Genomic DNA, 12,279 nt, shown 5'->3' on the forward strand with positions numbered 1-12,279 from the left:
GGACGAGGACGGATATCTCCTGTTTCTTTATGTTGCTTCAATAACTTCTGAATAAAGCTTTTAGCCACGTCAAATCTCTGGGCTAGTCCTCGAATAGAAATTTTTTCTTTCTTCCAGACATCGATAATTTTTTGGCGAAAATCTACGGAATAGGGTCTCATAGGAAGCTGGCGAGTTCTATTATTTGTCTATTTGCTTTTCATTGTACCTCATAGCTCCAAGAAGTGCTATAATCACTACAGTGAAAAATTAATTCGCTTATCCAATTTAGGTATTGCCTATGCTAAACCCTCGCTTCCTCCCCAGAGAAAAACTCGTTTAGAGATGGGATTAGCCGAGGATAAAATCATCTATTTAAACTGTCAGAGTTTATTTAAATATCTGCCAGAAAATGACGATATTTTTCCTAGAATTGCCCGACAAGTTCCCCACAGCCACTTTATTTTTATCTGTCATCGTAGCGAATTTGTGACCCATTGCTTTCAGTCGAGATTAAGTCAAGCTTTTGATAAGTATGGACTCAATTGGCAAGATTACGGGGTAATGATGCCACAATTAGAACAAAATGATTATTTTCAGCTTAACTTACTAGCAGACATCTATTTAGATAACTTAAGTTGGTCGGGAGGAAATACCACCCTGGAAGCAATTGCCTGTCAGCTTCCAGTTGTTACCTGTCCGGGGGAATTTATGCGCGGAAGACATTCCTATGCTATCTTGAAAAAGTTGGGCATAACCGAGACAATTGCTACGGATAAAAATCACTATATTGAAATTGCTATCCGTTTAGGTTTAGATAATCAATGGCGACAAACAATCAAAGATTATACTAAAGTGAATATCGATACAGTATTTAACGATCAAACCTCTGTAGAAAGTCTAGAAAGATTTTATCAATCTGTAGTAGGAGAGGATAAATAAAAGTTTAGAGCTAGATAAAATTTAAAAAACTCACATCCGACTACCGACTCCCCCAAACGAAATCATTAAGACAAATGCTATCATTGAAACCCGATTAAATTTTCGATCGCTTTGACCAAATCTTGATTAGTCCAATTTTGGTACAGATAAGCGGCGATCGCACATCCCCCCGCACCGACTCCCTCTTTGACGAAACCCTGTTCATAAGCTTGCAAAACTGGGTATTTAGAGGCTGAAAAGTCTAATTGTGTGGCTAATAAAGGCACTTTTCCGATCATTCGGGCTAATCCCATCGTATCCCCCGTTTTATCTTCCGCTACCCAGCGAGTTGTGCCGACGATGATATTTTCCCAGTTAACCGGATAGGCATATTTGGTCACTAGAGCTTGAATTAGGGCAGAAACGGCTAACATTTGGGTTCCTCCAGCGAGGAGTACCCCACCCTGGCGACTGGCGGCGATGGCCATGCCAGCGACGAAAATCTGCTGAGGATCGCCTAGGGCGGCGATTACCTCAAAAGGATCAAAAATTTCTTTTCGGGCTAATCCCTGCTCAACTATTGCCTGTTTCTGAGCATGATTGCAATGAGGATGGCTGCTGTTAACTTTGCCGTTGGCTCGATAACCCAATCCGGTGAGGATGGCGAGGGCGGTGGTGGTGCCCCCCACCACACACTCGCCGATAATTAGATAACTAGACTCCCGGGCTAATTTTTCTCCCCAGGTTAGTCCTTGGGCGAACAGGTGTTTTACTATGGGGATATCTAGGGCGCGGCCGGTGGAGAGACAACGGGCCGGTTGTCCCCCCAGTTCGATATAATCGACGGCTGGGGGCAAGGGTAAACCGGCGTTAAAAACCCGGACGGGAATGGCTAATTTTTCCACCACGGCCCGGGTAATATAGGCAGGGGAGGCTCCCACCGTTAGGGGGGGTAGGGGATAACGGGGATGGGGAGAAACTCCTTTAACGATAAATTCGGCATCGGCGATCGCTGTGTATTTTCTATCTTCCGGGGTAGCACCGGCGGTGGAGATTCCGGGGATTAATCCCGTCTCGGTAAAGCCTAAAACTAGGGCAAATATCGGAGAAGATTTTTGATGGCGCTCTAACCAATTTTGCCCCCGTTCGATTTCCGTGTAAATTTTAATCATCTGTTGACTTGACTAGGGTTGGCTGAATAAATCTAAAAACTTGGTTGGATAATGTCTTTAGGCTTTTTTGAGATCAAAAAGTGCGGGCCCGATGATCGGGGGGAAAATTCAGGCATTTTTCCCTGAAAATGGATAAAGGCCCACTTCCCACTTCATAATTGATAATTCATAAGTGATAATTGGTAATTCAGCAAACCCTAATTATGTCTCCCCTGTCTTCTGCAATTATCGATACTTGGCGACGTTTTTACCGAGATCCCCTGGCAACAATAGGAGCGATCGCATTAATGATAATTATTATTGCCGTCCTATTCGGTCCGATTTTTTATCGGGTCCCTATCGATACCATTGATTTTAGTCAAACCACTGCTCCCCCTAGTTTAAAACATCTTTTCGGCACTAATGATCTGGGCCAGGATCAATTGGCGAGAATGTTGGTGGGGGGTCGAATTTCCCTAGCGGTGGGGATTGCTGCTATGATAGTCGCGATTATTCTAGGGACGGCGATCGGAGCTATTTCCGGGTTTTACGGGGGCGCAATCGATGGCTTATTGATGCGATTAACGGATTTATTCCTATCTTTGCCCCAATTACCCCTACTTTTACTGATTGTCTATCTATTTCGCGATAGCATCAAAAAAATCGCCGGACCAGAAACGGGTATTTTTATCCTCGTGGTTTTGGTGATCGGGGGTTTAAATTGGATGTCGGTGGCGCGATTGGTGCGGGGAAATTTCTTAAAATTACGAGAGATGGAATTTATCTTGGCTGCAAAAGCTTTGGGGGCCACTCCTTTCCGTTTAATCTGGGTGCATTTATTGCCTAATGTTTTGGGAATGATTATCGTGGCGGCCACTTTAGCGGTGGGTAATGCGATTATTACCGAGTCAACCCTGAGTTTTTTGGGTTTGGGTTTCCCCCCCGATGTGCCGACTTGGGGACAAATGTTATTTAAAGCTAAAGATTACTTGACAACTGCCCCCCACTTGGTCATTTTTCCCGCTCTGGCTATCGTGATCACGGTGTTAAGTATTAATTTTATCGGTGATGGTTTACGCGATGTCTTTGATCCTAATGTTTAAGGAATTGTGGAAGTGGATAATTGCCGAAAATTACCCAGAACCCCTATGATGATCAGTAACGATGGTGAGGAAATAAATACTGTGAGTAGCGTAACTGTCATTAGCGATCAGAAGTTTGACCAAGAGGTTTTTGAGGTCGAAAAACCCGTTTTAGTCTATTTTTGGGCGAGTTGGTGCGGTCCGTGTCGTTTGGTGTCCCCCTCGATCGATTGGGTAGCCAACACCTACGGCGAACGGCTAAAAGTAGTTAAACTAGAGGTGGACCCTAACCCCAACTCGGTGGCTAAATGTGATGTGAAAGGTGTTCCCGCTTTACGCATCTTTAAAGATAAAAAACTTATTGCCACTCATGAAGGGGCGATCGGCAAACCACAATTACAATCTTTTATCGATACCTATGTCAGCTAATTAGGTATCTGTGGTTATGAGTAACTTAACCCTAGCACACCGCTTACAGGCACTGGAATCCAACGTTTTTGCCGATATGGATCGGGCAAAAGCTGCCAGTAGAGAAGCGGGTAATACCATTATCGATCTTTCGCTCGGTTCCTCCGATCTTGGGGCTGCTCCCCATGTTATCGATGCTATAGAGCGATCTCTCCACGATCCTCACACCCACGGCTATTTACTCCATAATGGGACCAGAGACTTCCGAATAACTGCCGCTAACTGGTATAGCGATCGCTTTGGTGTCCCCGTCGATCCGGAAACGGAGGTTTTACCCCTAATTGGTTCTCAGGAAGGCACGGCCCATCTACCTTTGGCCCTTCTCAACCCCGGGGATTTTGCTCTGCTCCTCGATCCGGGTTATCCCTCCCATTTGGGCGGTGTTGCCCTTGCTGGCGGTCAAATGTACGGAATGCCAATTTTGGCAAAAAATGACTTTCTGCCGGTTTTAGAGGACATTCCTGAGGCAGTGCTGACACAATCGAAGCTGATGGTCTTGAGTTATCCCCATAATCCCACTACAGCGATCGCACCTTTGGCATTTTTTCAAAAAGCGGTTGATTTTTGCCGTCAGCATAATTTAGTCTTAATCCACGATTTTCCCTATCTAGACATCTTTTTTGAGGGAACATCGCCCCCCCCGTCAATTTTACAGGCCGATCGAGATAAAACTAATTCGATCGAGTTTTTTACCTTTTCTAAGTCCTATAATATGGGCGGTTTTCGCATCGGTTTCGCCATTGGCAACCCGCAGTTAATTATGGCTTTGCGACAGATTAAAGCCATGGTTGATTTTAATCAGTATTTGGGCATACTCAACGGCGCGATCGCTGCTTTAACCGGTAATCAAGATTCGGTCAAAGAAACCGTCGCTATCTTCCAAAAACGCCGGGATGTGTTTATTAATGCCCTAAATCGCATCGGTTGGCCAGTTGCCACCCCGGCCGCCACTATGTACGTTTGGGCGAAAATTCCCCCCAGTTGGCCGGGTAATTCCGTCGATTTTTGTCGGCAATTGGTGGCCCAAACCGGTGTCGCTGTTTCCCCCGGTTCCGGTTTTGGCAAGGGTGGCGAGGGTTATGTGCGTTTTGCCTTAGTTCACGATCCCGATATTCTAGAGGCTGCCGTGGAGAAAATTGGGGCTTTTTTGGGATAAAACCGATATTCTCAGCAGTAGTTATGCTGCAATCGATAACTTTCGCCTTGTTGCTGCTGATATTCCGGGTGATATTGGTAATGTGTCCACTCCCAAACTTTCTAGTATTATCGGACTAGGCATACTAGGGAGCGGTTTAGTGGTGTGTCGCCTCGCTAAACGTCGTTAACCGCGCTTGGGGTGGGGGGATGAGCCAAAATTTTGCCAATTCGCCACCCTTTAAGGATTTTTTTAATCGTCTCTCGATTGTAATTCCTCGATAGTTGCGGGGGATAAATCGGTAAATAGGGCGATTTCTGGGATAGGAAAGCCAGCAGATAGCATTTTCAGGGCAATTTGTCGAGCTTTTTCTTCTTTACCTTCTTGTCGTCCTTCTTGCAGTCCTTCTTGTCGTCCTTTTTCCTCGCCTTCCTCTCTGCCTTCCTCTAAAATATCTTGATAGATGACGGATTCTCTCATAATGTCACTCCGAAGGATTTTTTTAATCGTCTCTCGATTGTAATTCCTCGATAGTTGCGGGGGATAAATCGGTAAATCGGGCAATTTCTGGGATAGAAAAGCCAGCAGATAGCATTTTTAGGGCAATTTGTCGGGCTTTTTCTTCTTTACCTTCTTGTCGTCCTTCTTGTCGTCCTTTTTGTAGTCCCTTTTCCTCGCCTTCCTCTAAAATATCTTGATAGATGACGGATTCTCTCATAATGTCACTCCGAAGGATTTTTTTAATCGTCTCTCGATTTAATACTAACCCGGCGAGAATACTGGTAGCGGCAGCGAGATTGCTTTGCACCTGTTTTTGGGAGATAGTTTCCAGAGAACGGGACACCAGACTTAACACCTGTTCGGGATCATCGGTATTGCTGAGGACGGCAAAGGGTAATAAACCGGGATGATGGAAAAATTGCGGTGTATTTTCTTCCCAAAGACGGATGACTTGAAAGGAATGAAAGGTTTCCCCCAGACGGAAAGTATTTTCTTGCACTAGGGGGGAATCACTGCGTCGCAGATAAATTACCACTTGACGCATTTGTTTTTGGGGATGACGACGATAGACGCGAATGCGATAATCGAGCATTCGGAAGGGAATTTTGGAGTCGGGGTCGGTTTGAAACTCGGTATGAAGAATTAATTCCTCTGACTGCAAAAAAATCAGAGAATCGGCACGAATGGGGTCTAATTGTAATTCCGTCGGGTCGAGGACGGTTAAGGGGAGGGGAAAACCCAGTAACCAAGTGGCTAGATCATCGGAGAAGTTTTCGGCGATAAATTTACAAATATTATCAAACATCGTGAGCGTTTTGCCTTTGTAATTCCTCGATGGTTGCGGGGGATAAATCGGTAAATCGGGCGATTTCTGGGATAGAAAAACCAGCAGATAGCATTTTCAGGGCAATTTGTCGAGATTTCTCTTCTTTACCCTTTTCCTCTCCTTCTTCTAAAGCTTCTTGATAGACTTTAGTTTCTCTTAAATCACTTAAACTAAACATTTTTGGCTCTACCGAACCTGTCATGCAAAACTATCAACAACTTATGCTTGTAAAGCTTGTACAATAAGGCTTTGAGTTTTTGTTAGATTGATATTTATCAACTTTAGAACATTGCTGGACAGAGAGGGAGCTTGGGGACTTTTCTACAGTGTAAGTTCGGAAGAACCACATTTTTTCTATCTCCTTACGGTTTAATTTGGGCAATTTATAAATGAGAATTGTCTCAATTAATTCTGGCTCTACCGAACCTGTCATGCAAAACTATCAACAACTTATGCTTGTAAAGCTTGTACAATAAGGCTTTGAGTTTTTGTTAGATTGATATTTATCAACTTTAGAACATTGCTGGACAGAGAGGGAGCTTGGGGACTTTTCTACAGTGTAAGTTCGGAAGAACCATCTTTTTGAAATTGTACCTCGACAAAGTAAATCGGATCATTAAGGTTATCGGGAAGAAAGACCCCATCTAAACGAAAAGCCAGTTGTTTAACTTCTAGGGAGGAAAATTGATAATGATTGACGGTTTCTGGGGGAAGATTGAGCAAGTCAAAGAAACTTTCGGGAAAAGTTTCAAAGAGACGATAGAAAATACTGTCCGTTTTCACTCAATTTTGTCCCTCATTGACTTCTGGTACTTGTTCAATCTCTAAGTCTAAAGCTTGGGGATAGGAAAGCCAGCGGATAGCATTTTTAGGGCAATTTGTCAAGATTTCTCTTCTTTGCCCTTTTCCTCTCCTTCGTCTAAAATATCTCGATTTAGAGGATTTTTTCTAAACCGTAAACGAGGGATTGCAGCTGAGTAACTTTGCGGATAGAAAGGAGAACCCCCGGCATATAACAGGAGCGATCGCTGGTATCATGACGAAGGGTATAGATTTCTCCGGGGGAACCGAAAATGACTTCCTGGTGAGCAATTAAACCGGGTAAACGCACGCTATGAATACGGATGTTCTCAGCAGTTAAACCGCCTCTAGCACCGGGGATGATTTCTTTTTCGGAAACTTGAGCAGGATTAAAGGTTTTACCTAATTCTGCCAGTAATTCGGCGGTTTTAATGGCTGTGCCACTGGGTGCGTCTGCTTTTTGATTGTGATGCAGTTCGATAATTTCTACATGATCAAAGTAGCGGGATGCTTGCACGGCAGCCTGTTGTAGTAAAACCATGCCAATGGAAAAATTGGGGATAACTAAACAGCCGGTGCTGGCTTTTTCGGCAAATTCGGCTAAATCTTGCAGTTGTGCCGCCGATAATCCCGTAGTTCCCACCACCGGACGCACTCCATAGGCGATCGCACTGCGGGTATTGTCATAAACACCATCGGGATGGGTAAAATCCACCATCACCCCCTGCACTTTTTCCTGAGTTGCCAGGACTAAAACACTCTGTAAATCGTCGAGAATCGGCACTTCTAGGGGTTCACAACCGGCCACTTCCCCCACATCCTGACCTCGAAAAGCTGGATTTCGATCCACTGCACCCACTAGGATCATATCGTCGGCACGAGCAACGGCTTTAATGACTTCCCGTCCCATTTTGCCGGCTGCACCGTTGACAACTACGGGAATCGGGCCTCTATTTTCGGTCATAGTTAATTATTCTCCTTAATATATGGCGATTATAGATTATAAATGGTTAATAACATTAAATTCCTAGCTGCTGATATAGTTCAACTTGATCTTGGCAAACAGTTAAGTTTTTTTGTTCTTCAATATTCTGAATGACTTGTTGAGTTTTTTGGTTAAAATCACTTAAGTAGGTAGGTGTTAAAAGTTGTCAGATGCCCCGCCTATCGGCACCCCCCTTATCAAGGGGGGCAGGGGGGATCGAACCTAAAATCCATTTTTAATTTAATTATAACCAGCTACTTAACTATATTATAAGTGATGTTGCTGGGGAGTTACTCAAATCCTTCTAGTTGCGATCGCACCAATTCTAGGGGAAGTTTTAAAACTCTAGCAATTTGTTCTATAGTTAATCCTTCTTTGATTAATTCGGGAATGGTTTCTAATTTAGCTTGTTGATAAATTTTAGATGAGTGTAAATTATTTTCTATTTTCTCTTGACAATCATTTCCCTTATTGATTTGGACAACATCTCTGATTTTACTAGAATAAAAAACATTAGAATGATAATATCTTTGTAAACTAGATTTAATGTTAGCCTTATTGACTTCTTCTCCTAATATTTCTGATAAGGTTTTCCATAATTTCCCTGCTGTTTCCTTGATATATTTCTGAGAACGATGGTTTTTTTGAGCGATTTCGGCGTATTTTTGATGATTGACAACTCCCTCTAAGATTTCATGCTGAAGATCGTCTAAATGTTCTCCTGTATGGGAGAAAACAAGCTCATCAATAGTTATTATAAAAGATTGAATATCGAAGGAGTTCATAGGATGATTTTAAACAGTGAGTTAAGTCAGGATTATCTGATATCATAGCGCAAAATGCAAATTTAGTGTCTTTATATTTCTTTATGGGGCTTTTATGGGTCTTGAAAGTAAATTTTGATTTATTTACACTTTCATTAATTATTTTACTGATAGATTTTTTTTATGAAATTTCTTCGTTTTTGCGCCCAGTTCTCTGTACCTATTGCTACAGCAGGGATAACAACCTGTATTGTTAGTTTACCAAGTCAGGCCGTTGAACTTGTATTTTCAAGTCCTGGTGTGATCAAAGGTATAAATGGAGTGTCTTTTACTTTGCCAAGTACGGGTATCTCAAGAACCTACAATGTTATTCTTGAACGAGGAACGGTAAATGATATCTATGGTACACCTCCACTATTTGATGTGTTTACTGAAGAAGATGCTTTAGCTGCAATGAATGCTTCTGCTCAGGGTATAAACTTTTATATTACTAATGTATCTGAAAATCTGTCATTTGAATCTTTAGGAACAGATGTATTTTATATTCCATATTTTACGGATTCCGTTAACGTTGTTGCAAGTTCTAGTAAAAGACAAGAAGAATCACCAGGACTTATAGAGGTAGGCTTTATAGATTTACCTGTTGATGTTGAGGTAGTTTATACACGCCTTATACAAGTTCCCGAACCCACTTCAACTTTAGGACTCTTTTCTCTAGGAATACTCGGTGTTGGTGCAACCATAAAACGCCAAGTAAAACGCAATCATTCTATCGAAAAAGAAACCACAAAAATAGGTTAAATTGCCCATTAATATAACCCATTCCCCTTAATTTTACAGAATTGAGGGGGATTTTTATAGGCTATAATTTGAGTTAACTGGGTTGGGTTAGGCAATGCCTTGTTTTTAGGTAAAAAAATCAAGATATAAATACTGCCCTAACACACCAAAAAGAAAAGTTTTTGTTCTAAGTAGCTGGTTATAATTAAATTGAAGATAGATTTTGGGTTCGATCCCCCCTTAGTCCCCCCTTAATAAGGGGGGTATCTGACAATTTTTAACAGCTACCCACTATTTACAATAAAGCCATTTCTCCCACCACTTCCAAGCGGGTATAACTGCCGATTTTGAGGAATTTTTCCGAGAGAGATTCGGCCACATTGGGAGTAATCCAGCCTAACTGTTTAAGAATTTGCAAAGCGGCGGCATATTTAGCCCGTTTGGAACCATCTAGGGCTTTAATTGCTAATCCTAAACCCTCACCGACGCGCCCAATACATTGAATTCCTTCGGCCCCGGCTTTGCTGACGATTTCCCCTTGGCTAACCTGCATTAATTCCGTATCAAAAGCCCCTTCTCCGGCTACCATGCGGGGATGATAGGTCATAGCCCGGACGATTCTTTCTAAGTCTAAACGGTTGCCAGAGGCTAACTGGGCGTAGAGATGGGCCATTTGCCCCAACTGCATTGAATAGGTGGGCGCACCGCAGTCATCGTGGGCGCTGATTAATTCATCCCCCGGCATCCCCAATAATTCGGCAATTTTGCTTAAAATTAGCTTTTGTATCTGACTAGAACGCCGCAGATAGGTATTTAACGGCCAGCCACGCTGTTGACACACCGCTAACATCCCGGCGTGTTTACCAGAACAATTGTACTGCAAGCGACTGGGTTTGCCTTCGGGGAGGGGACATTGCAGGGCATTGGGATCGATATCGGCGCGCCAGAGAATATTAAAGACTTGACGGGCGTGTTCCACCGTGCCTTGGTGAGAACTACAGATAATGGCTAGATCCTTATCGTTGAGATCGTAGCGTTCGAGGGTGCCGGTACTGATGACAGCCAGTGCTTGAAAAGGTTTCAGGGCCGAACGAATAAAGGCGCTAGTTTCGGCGCTGCCGGCGGTGGATAATACCCGGCCGCGGTCATCGCAAATAGCGGCCTCGACATGATGGACCGATTCAATAATACCTTCCCGGAGGAGATGAATTTCTAAGCGGTGGGTTGGTGAACGTTTTACCCTATTCATTCAGATTGGTGATTGGTTGCGGTTAGTGAGTGAAAAATAGCCAGAAAAGACCACTGATAGCGACAATTGCCCCTAAAATCAGGGCGGTTTTTTGTAAACGGCGGAGAATGGGCTGGATTTGATAGGAGACGATTAAACGATCGCGGGTTAAAATGGCGGCGGTTTTTGTCCAGATTTGGCCATCGTACCAGCCCGACTCTTCATAAAATACTTTCTCCGATTGCAAGCGATCATAGACGTAAATCCAGCCTAAATACAAGCGCAATAACACCAATCCTACCAAAATTGTCGAGCCAAAAATCCCCGCGCAGAAGAAGAGAAAAGGGGCTTTTTTGAGGGGAAAACTAGCGGCGGCAATCGGTCCGACAATTAACCATGTCCACAACCATAACCAGACAATTTTTTTTGTATAAGAGGCTACATCTAGCGTTGCCCAACGGAAAAACCAAGATTCTTTTAATTGTTCGTACTCGTTAACCGGTTGCTGTTCTTCCGGGACGGGACAGAAATCAAGGGAGGATTTCATGGATTCTACTCCTCCAAATGGTCGCTAGGTAGAGGAATCCGTTGAGCATGACCCCAAAATGCTTCTAAATTATAAAATTCTCGCTCTTTTGGTAAAAAGATATGGACAATGATAGCGCCATAATCCATCAGGATCCAGCTACCTTCGCTTTTTCCTTCCACTTGTCGGGGGGATTGTTGCCATTCTAGTTCCATAGCAGCTTCGATCGCATCCTCGATCGCTCGCACTTGAGTGGTAGAATAGCCGGTAATAATCAGAAAATAATCGGTTAAATAACAGATATCGGCGACTTTCAGGATGGCGATGTCCCCTGCTTTCTTGTCCTCGGCAGCGGTGACAATTGTCTCTAGAAATTTTTCGGTCTTGAGATTTTCGGCGATGGGGGTAATAATTCCAGTGGGATTGGTCATTCAGGTTGTGGTTATCCTTTGGCTGAGGTGGTTGTAAGGGAGTCTTGAGATTATGTTAATCAATGGTTTTAGTTTCCGTTGGTTGTTCTTTAACAATTTGTAACGCCCAGTTGCGCGTTAGCACGGTGCGGGGATGAATGGGACAATGGCTACTTAAAAGATATTTTAGGGAATAATCGCAGGTTTGTTGAACGCTTTTATGGAGATTTTGATAGCTGAGTTGTCGTAGGGCGTTTAATTCGGGTGTATCGCCGCGATTGGGTTCCAAGGCATCGGCAATAAAGACTATACAGCTAAGATCGCTCATATTGGGTTTACCGAGGGTATGATTGCGAATTGCTTCGAGAATTTCCTCATCGGTAACGTTAAATTCTTTTTGGGCGACAACTGCACTGACATCGGCGTGGAGTAAGTGGGGATGGGATGCACAGATATTATCCACGTCTATTCCCGCCGATTCCGCCATTTTTAACAGTTTTTTGGGCTTGAAAAATTTAGCCAGATCGTGCATTAACCCAGCTTGCCCTGCTTGGACGGCATCGAGATCGTGATGACGAGCTAAATCAATACACATGGTCTCGACACCGAGAATATGGCGCAGACGGTGTTCGTTGACGTTTTCTTTTAACCAGTCGATAACTTGCTGTCGCATCTTTTTTTTGCCCTTGTGGAACCCCAAAACGATTGTAACAATTACTATA

General features: G+C 43.4%; 15 protein-coding genes and 3 pseudogenes. 6 read left to right on the forward strand and 12 right to left on the reverse strand.

The annotated features are described in order from the left end of the window. Window positions 1-161 (reverse strand): annotated as a pseudogene (locus tag N0824_RS08590) (IS630 family transposase); the annotation flags it as partial. A 70-nt stretch (window positions 162-231) separates the two neighbouring features. Here N0824_RS08590 and N0824_RS08595 point away from each other — a divergent pair. Next, window positions 232-921: pseudogene (locus N0824_RS08595) on the forward strand (hypothetical protein); the annotation flags it as partial. Between the two features lie 80 nt (window positions 922-1,001). Here N0824_RS08595 and cobT read toward each other — a convergent pair. After that, window positions 1,002-2,072, reverse strand: coding sequence for a nicotinate mononucleotide-dependent phosphoribosyltransferase CobT (gene cobT, locus N0824_RS08600; RefSeq protein WP_108936454.1), 1,071 nt, complete (start codon window positions 2,070-2,072; stop codon window positions 1,002-1,004). 203 nt (window positions 2,073-2,275) lie between these two features. Here cobT and N0824_RS08605 point away from each other — a divergent pair, with 203 nt between their 5' ends. From N0824_RS08605 to N0824_RS08620, 4 genes are read left to right on the forward strand one after another with little or no spacing between them, the layout of a single operon-like run. Then, entirely contained in the window at window positions 2,276-3,154 is an 879-nt protein-coding gene (locus tag N0824_RS08605) for an ABC transporter permease (protein WP_108936455.1), read from the forward strand. A gap of 45 nt (window positions 3,155-3,199) precedes the next feature. Further along, complete coding sequence (locus N0824_RS08610; RefSeq protein ID WP_002801133.1) at window positions 3,200-3,562, forward strand: co-chaperone YbbN; 363 nt, start codon at window positions 3,200-3,202, stop codon at window positions 3,560-3,562. A gap of 16 nt (window positions 3,563-3,578) precedes the next feature. Then, window positions 3,579-4,757: an LL-diaminopimelate aminotransferase gene (locus tag N0824_RS08615; RefSeq protein ID WP_108936456.1), complete on the forward strand. Its 1,179-nt coding sequence runs from the start codon at window positions 3,579-3,581 to the stop codon at window positions 4,755-4,757. Next, window positions 4,738-4,926, forward strand: coding sequence for a hypothetical protein (locus N0824_RS08620; protein WP_108936457.1), 189 nt, complete (start codon window positions 4,738-4,740; stop codon window positions 4,924-4,926). The genes N0824_RS08615 and N0824_RS08620 overlap by 20 nt, the downstream gene beginning before the upstream one ends. A gap of 62 nt (window positions 4,927-4,988) precedes the next feature. On the opposite strand, the gene N0824_RS08625 is transcribed toward N0824_RS08620, so the two are convergent. From N0824_RS08625 to N0824_RS08665, 6 genes and pseudogenes are all read right to left on the reverse strand, one after another. Continuing rightward, on the reverse strand, window positions 4,989-5,216 hold the full coding sequence (locus tag N0824_RS08625) for a hypothetical protein (RefSeq protein ID WP_233256396.1): 228 nt from the start codon (window positions 5,214-5,216) through the stop codon (window positions 4,989-4,991). Window positions 5,217-5,238: 22 nt separating this feature from the next. Then, window positions 5,239-6,042, reverse strand: a complete 804-nt coding sequence (locus N0824_RS08630; protein ID WP_108936458.1) for an Rpn family recombination-promoting nuclease/putative transposase — start codon at window positions 6,040-6,042, stop codon at window positions 5,239-5,241. Further along, window positions 6,035-6,241, reverse strand: coding sequence for a hypothetical protein (locus N0824_RS08635; protein ID WP_108936459.1), 207 nt, complete (start codon window positions 6,239-6,241; stop codon window positions 6,035-6,037). Before N0824_RS08635 ends, N0824_RS08630 begins: the two co-directional genes overlap by 8 nt. Before the next feature lie 398 nt (window positions 6,242-6,639). Next, window positions 6,640-6,846, reverse strand: a pseudogene (locus N0824_RS08655) (DUF2887 domain-containing protein); the annotation flags it as partial. 151 nt (window positions 6,847-6,997) lie between these two features. Then, on the reverse strand, window positions 6,998-7,828 hold the full coding sequence (gene dapB / locus N0824_RS08660; RefSeq protein ID WP_002800820.1) for a 4-hydroxy-tetrahydrodipicolinate reductase: 831 nt from the start codon (window positions 7,826-7,828) through the stop codon (window positions 6,998-7,000). A 311-nt stretch (window positions 7,829-8,139) separates the two neighbouring features. After that, window positions 8,140-8,634: an ATPase gene (locus N0824_RS08665; RefSeq protein ID WP_108936461.1), complete on the reverse strand. Its 495-nt coding sequence runs from the start codon at window positions 8,632-8,634 to the stop codon at window positions 8,140-8,142. Between the two features lie 162 nt (window positions 8,635-8,796). Here N0824_RS08665 and N0824_RS21295 point away from each other — a divergent pair, with 162 nt between their 5' ends. After that, on the forward strand, window positions 8,797-9,414 hold the full coding sequence (locus tag N0824_RS21295) for a PEP-CTERM sorting domain-containing protein (RefSeq protein ID WP_233256393.1): 618 nt from the start codon (window positions 8,797-8,799) through the stop codon (window positions 9,412-9,414). A gap of 274 nt (window positions 9,415-9,688) precedes the next feature. Here N0824_RS21295 and N0824_RS08675 read toward each other — a convergent pair whose 3' ends face one another. Genes N0824_RS08675 through yqeK form a run of 4 tightly spaced genes read right to left on the reverse strand, consistent with a single transcriptional unit; the run spans window position 9,689 to window position 12,230 of the window. Then, window positions 9,689-10,642 (reverse strand): asparaginase, encoded by a 954-nt coding sequence (locus tag N0824_RS08675; protein ID WP_008197132.1) that lies wholly within the window; start codon window positions 10,640-10,642, stop codon window positions 9,689-9,691. A 22-nt stretch (window positions 10,643-10,664) separates the two neighbouring features. Continuing rightward, window positions 10,665-11,168, reverse strand: a complete 504-nt coding sequence (locus N0824_RS08680) for a CGLD27 family protein (protein WP_002752122.1) — start codon at window positions 11,166-11,168, stop codon at window positions 10,665-10,667. 5 nt (window positions 11,169-11,173) lie between these two features. Next, window positions 11,174-11,578 carry a ribosome silencing factor gene (gene rsfS, locus N0824_RS08685; RefSeq protein WP_108936462.1) on the reverse strand — a complete coding sequence of 135 codons (405 nt, stop codon included), beginning with the start codon at window positions 11,576-11,578 and terminating at the stop codon, window positions 11,174-11,176. 55 nt (window positions 11,579-11,633) lie between these two features. Next, window positions 11,634-12,230, reverse strand: a complete 597-nt coding sequence (gene yqeK, locus N0824_RS08690; RefSeq protein WP_108936463.1) for a bis(5'-nucleosyl)-tetraphosphatase (symmetrical) YqeK — start codon at window positions 12,228-12,230, stop codon at window positions 11,634-11,636. Between the last annotated feature and the right edge of the window lie 49 nt (window positions 12,231-12,279).

The organism is Microcystis sp. 0824 (assembly GCF_003112475.1).
In the GTDB taxonomy this organism is placed as follows: Bacteria; Cyanobacteriota; Cyanobacteriia; order Cyanobacteriales; family Microcystaceae; genus Microcystis; species Microcystis aeruginosa_C.

Coding starts and splice junctions, on each gene's coding strand:
- N0824_RS08630 (WP_108936458.1), bottom strand. CDS start 6,042: ATGTTTGATAATATTTGTAAATTTATCGCCGAAAACTTCTCCGATGAT.
- N0824_RS08610 (WP_002801133.1), top strand. CDS start 3,200: ATGATGATCAGTAACGATGGTGAGGAAATAAATACTGTGAGTAGCGTA.
- N0824_RS08605 (WP_108936455.1), top strand. CDS start 2,276: ATGTCTCCCCTGTCTTCTGCAATTATCGATACTTGGCGACGTTTTTAC.
- N0824_RS08665 (WP_108936461.1), bottom strand. CDS start 8,634: ATGAACTCCTTCGATATTCAATCTTTTATAATAACTATTGATGAGCTT.
- N0824_RS08625 (WP_233256396.1), bottom strand. CDS start 5,216: ATGAGAGAATCCGTCATCTATCAAGATATTTTAGAGGAAGGCAGAGAG.
- N0824_RS08675 (WP_008197132.1), bottom strand. CDS start 10,642: ATGAATAGGGTAAAACGTTCACCAACCCACCGCTTAGAAATTCATCTC.
- N0824_RS08615 (WP_108936456.1), top strand. CDS start 3,579: ATGAGTAACTTAACCCTAGCACACCGCTTACAGGCACTGGAATCCAAC.
- rsfS (WP_108936462.1), bottom strand. CDS start 11,578: ATGACCAATCCCACTGGAATTATTACCCCCATCGCCGAAAATCTCAAG.
- N0824_RS21295 (WP_233256393.1), top strand. CDS start 8,797: ATGAAATTTCTTCGTTTTTGCGCCCAGTTCTCTGTACCTATTGCTACA.
- dapB (WP_002800820.1), bottom strand. CDS start 7,828: ATGACCGAAAATAGAGGCCCGATTCCCGTAGTTGTCAACGGTGCAGCC.
- N0824_RS08680 (WP_002752122.1), bottom strand. CDS start 11,168: ATGAAATCCTCCCTTGATTTCTGTCCCGTCCCGGAAGAACAGCAACCG.
- N0824_RS08635 (WP_108936459.1), bottom strand. CDS start 6,241: ATGTTTAGTTTAAGTGATTTAAGAGAAACTAAAGTCTATCAAGAAGCT.
- yqeK (WP_108936463.1), bottom strand. CDS start 12,230: ATGCGACAGCAAGTTATCGACTGGTTAAAAGAAAACGTCAACGAACAC.
- cobT (WP_108936454.1), bottom strand. CDS start 2,072: ATGATTAAAATTTACACGGAAATCGAACGGGGGCAAAATTGGTTAGAG.